The organism is Moorena sp. SIO3B2, from assembly GCF_010692525.1.
Lineage (GTDB): Bacteria > Cyanobacteriota > Cyanobacteriia > Cyanobacteriales > Coleofasciculaceae > Moorena > Moorena producens.
Window position 1 is genome coordinate 1 of the sequence record NZ_JAAHHE010000651.1, and the last position, 2,469, is coordinate 2,469.

Below are 2,469 nucleotides of genomic sequence, written 5' to 3' on the forward strand. Positions count from 1 at the left end.
AATCGGGAATCGGGAATCGGGAATCGGGAATCGGGAATCGGGAATCGGGAATCGGGAGTCGGGAATCGGGAATCGGGAATCGGAAACAAATCCTGTGTACCTCATTACTATGATAAATGCTATAAATACTGTTTATAGTTAACTGTAAACAGTTGACATTTATGTTTCCGTTGATACTAATTCTGGTCTCCACACATAACTGTCACAAAAGTTTACAATTACTAATGTTGAAGGATTGGAGCCACGGTGTATAACTGAAGATGTAAATCCGGGTAAAGGCTCTAATTTACTAGGTTTGCGTAATCTACAACACCATTGAGCCTAGCATTCAGCTGCTATACGCAAACAAAATTGTTAACTTTTTTAAATTAAACTACACATAGTAGATGGATCTTACTGAATTTCTAGAACGTTCTATTGGACGTTGGCGATCGCAACGCAGCGGTCATCACTTAGCGTTTAGTCACTTTGAAGAAATACGCTCAACTATTGATATTGTTGCCCTTGAGGCTGATGACTCAGCTGTGATTGACATTTGCAAACTATACAATATTGATCCCACAACTGCCTTGCATCCCTTTCGCATGAGTTGGGAAGGTGAATCAGATTGGGATGAAGACGACATCCAGTCTGGGAGTTGCGTTCTAGTCCCTATCCCCGATCCTGACAACCCCGATCGGGGAAAACTCCTCAGAGAGCAAGGCTATGCCGAGACAATTGCAGCAGTGGGCAAGTATCACCTTACTGAAGAGGGTACCTTCACTTTGCTAACGGAGTATGACCGAGCAGCTGCTGAAGAACGAATTTGGTTTGCCACACCGAATTTACGTTTTCGGGTGTCCTTAATTAAAACCAGTTCTGGTCAAGGGGTGACTACAGCCTCGTTTTCTTCGGAAATCCGTGACCTATCCCAATCGGGCTGAAAGTTAGCAGCTTGAACAGTTAACGTGATAAATTAGATTTTTTTTATCTTTTTTAACCCTAGGTTTTCAATAGATTAATACACCAATGTTGTCTAGTACTACCGATAAAACTACCAGTAATTTACTGACTCTCGCTAGTTGGATGGCTGGAGATTTTAGTAACCAAAAACAAGCGATTGAGAATCCTCAGCTTTACGCTCACATTCATGTTTTCTTTCGCCCCTTACCCTTTGATTTCTTTTCGGGTATTGGTTTCTACTCTGAGCAAGCCTATGACTATGATCTATGGAGTCCCTACCGTCAGGGAGTCCATCGCCTGATTGATAAAGGTGATCATAGTTATATAGAAAATTACAGCCTTAAGGATCCAGTTCTTTATGCCGGCGCGGCGCGAGAGCCAGATATTCTCAAAACCATCACCCCTGATGTTATAGAACGTCGCTACAACTGTTCAATGATTTTCTGGCGAGAGGGTGACATGTTTCGCGGCAGTGTAGAACCTGGTTGCCAGTGTTTCATCCAACGTAATGGGCGTAAAACCTATCTGGTCAGTGATGTGGAATTGACTGAAACCACTTGGAGCAGCCTAGATCAGGGTATGGATGTCAATACTCATGAGCACGTATGGGGCTCAGCAGCTGGTCATTTACGATTTGATAAACGGCAAAGTTTTGCTGACGAATTACCTGATTTTTAGCGCCGATTTCTAGTGCCTAGTTATCAGCAATAAGGGATTTGGGTTACACCCAAATACCAACAAATACCAAGTGAATCAGGGTGGGCAAAGTCATCTAATCTAGACTACTAAAAATAAAATAACCAATTTTTTTTGTCAACCTAAAAGCTAAAATCTGATATTTTATTTTTTTGCTATTCCCTAACTGATGATTTGGTATTAGCCTAAAGCCCAAAATCTAAAACCTAAAACAACTATCATAAAATATTAATTATCATTAGAGTTGAGGATGATTTGTGTACAGCTAATGCTACCGCCGAAAGCTCAAAAAAAGATGCAGTGCTGGATTAGGAGCAGACATTTAATCTGCTCCGGTCACTTTTTTATCTTTGAGACGGTAGAATATACAACAGTTGAACGATTCTCGGAATGTGTCGAGAGTCTCGGAGGAAGTTTAATATCCGTTAAACCCATTAAAAAAATTTGGATTGGCTCCCATCGCCAAGTTATTTTGTATCAAGCTAAAGCGAGTTTACATACACCTCATCATGATCTCAAACAATACTGGATAAAATACGGGGGTTTCCGCACCAGATTTGATGAACGTTCCTGAAAAATCCCCCCACTAAACCAGTTTATAGCTCAGCATTCAGCCGTCAGCCGTCAGTGGTCAGTAGTCAGTAGTCAGTTTTCAGCCGTTAGGTCTAGTGACAGTTCTGATATCAAATCCAGATAATTGGGCGTTGCTGAATCTTCGCGCTGAATAGGAGTAGAGTGGGCATCCTGCCCTCCCGAAAATATCCCTGTTCTGTCGGCGTTGCTGAACCAAGTAATGAATAGGAGTAGAGTGGGCATCTTGCCCGCTCGACC

Annotated in this window: 4 protein-coding genes; 3 read left to right on the plus strand and 1 reads right to left on the minus strand. The window is 42.0% G+C overall.

The genetic code is table 11. The features are described 5' to 3' along the window. The first annotated feature begins 386 nt into the window (after window positions 1-386). The 3 genes from F6K38_RS39360 (at window position 387) to F6K38_RS39370 (ending at window position 2,212) form a co-directional block, all read left to right on the plus strand. A complete protein-coding gene (locus tag F6K38_RS39360) occupies window positions 387-923 on the plus strand; it encodes a phycobiliprotein lyase (RefSeq protein WP_287360337.1) in 537 nt (178 codons plus the stop codon). A gap of 85 nt (window positions 924-1,008) precedes the next feature. Continuing rightward, complete coding sequence (locus F6K38_RS39365; protein WP_287360338.1) at window positions 1,009-1,620, plus strand: chromophore lyase CpcT/CpeT; 612 nt, start codon at window positions 1,009-1,011, stop codon at window positions 1,618-1,620. A 286-nt stretch (window positions 1,621-1,906) separates the two neighbouring features. After that, window positions 1,907-2,212: a CpeR family transcriptional regulator gene (locus tag F6K38_RS39370; RefSeq protein ID WP_287360340.1), complete on the plus strand. Its 306-nt coding sequence runs from the start codon at window positions 1,907-1,909 to the stop codon at window positions 2,210-2,212. Window positions 2,213-2,283: 71 nt separating this feature from the next. Here the strand turns inward: F6K38_RS39370 and F6K38_RS39375 are convergent. Next, window positions 2,284-2,469 (minus strand): hypothetical protein (locus F6K38_RS39375; protein WP_287360342.1); only part of this gene is annotated, 186 nt, incomplete at its 5' end.

Coding starts and splice junctions, on each gene's coding strand:
- F6K38_RS39360 (WP_287360337.1), top strand. CDS start 387: ATGGATCTTACTGAATTTCTAGAACGTTCTATTGGACGTTGGCGATCG.
- F6K38_RS39365 (WP_287360338.1), top strand. CDS start 1,009: ATGTTGTCTAGTACTACCGATAAAACTACCAGTAATTTACTGACTCTC.
- F6K38_RS39370 (WP_287360340.1), top strand. CDS start 1,907: ATGCTACCGCCGAAAGCTCAAAAAAAGATGCAGTGCTGGATTAGGAGC.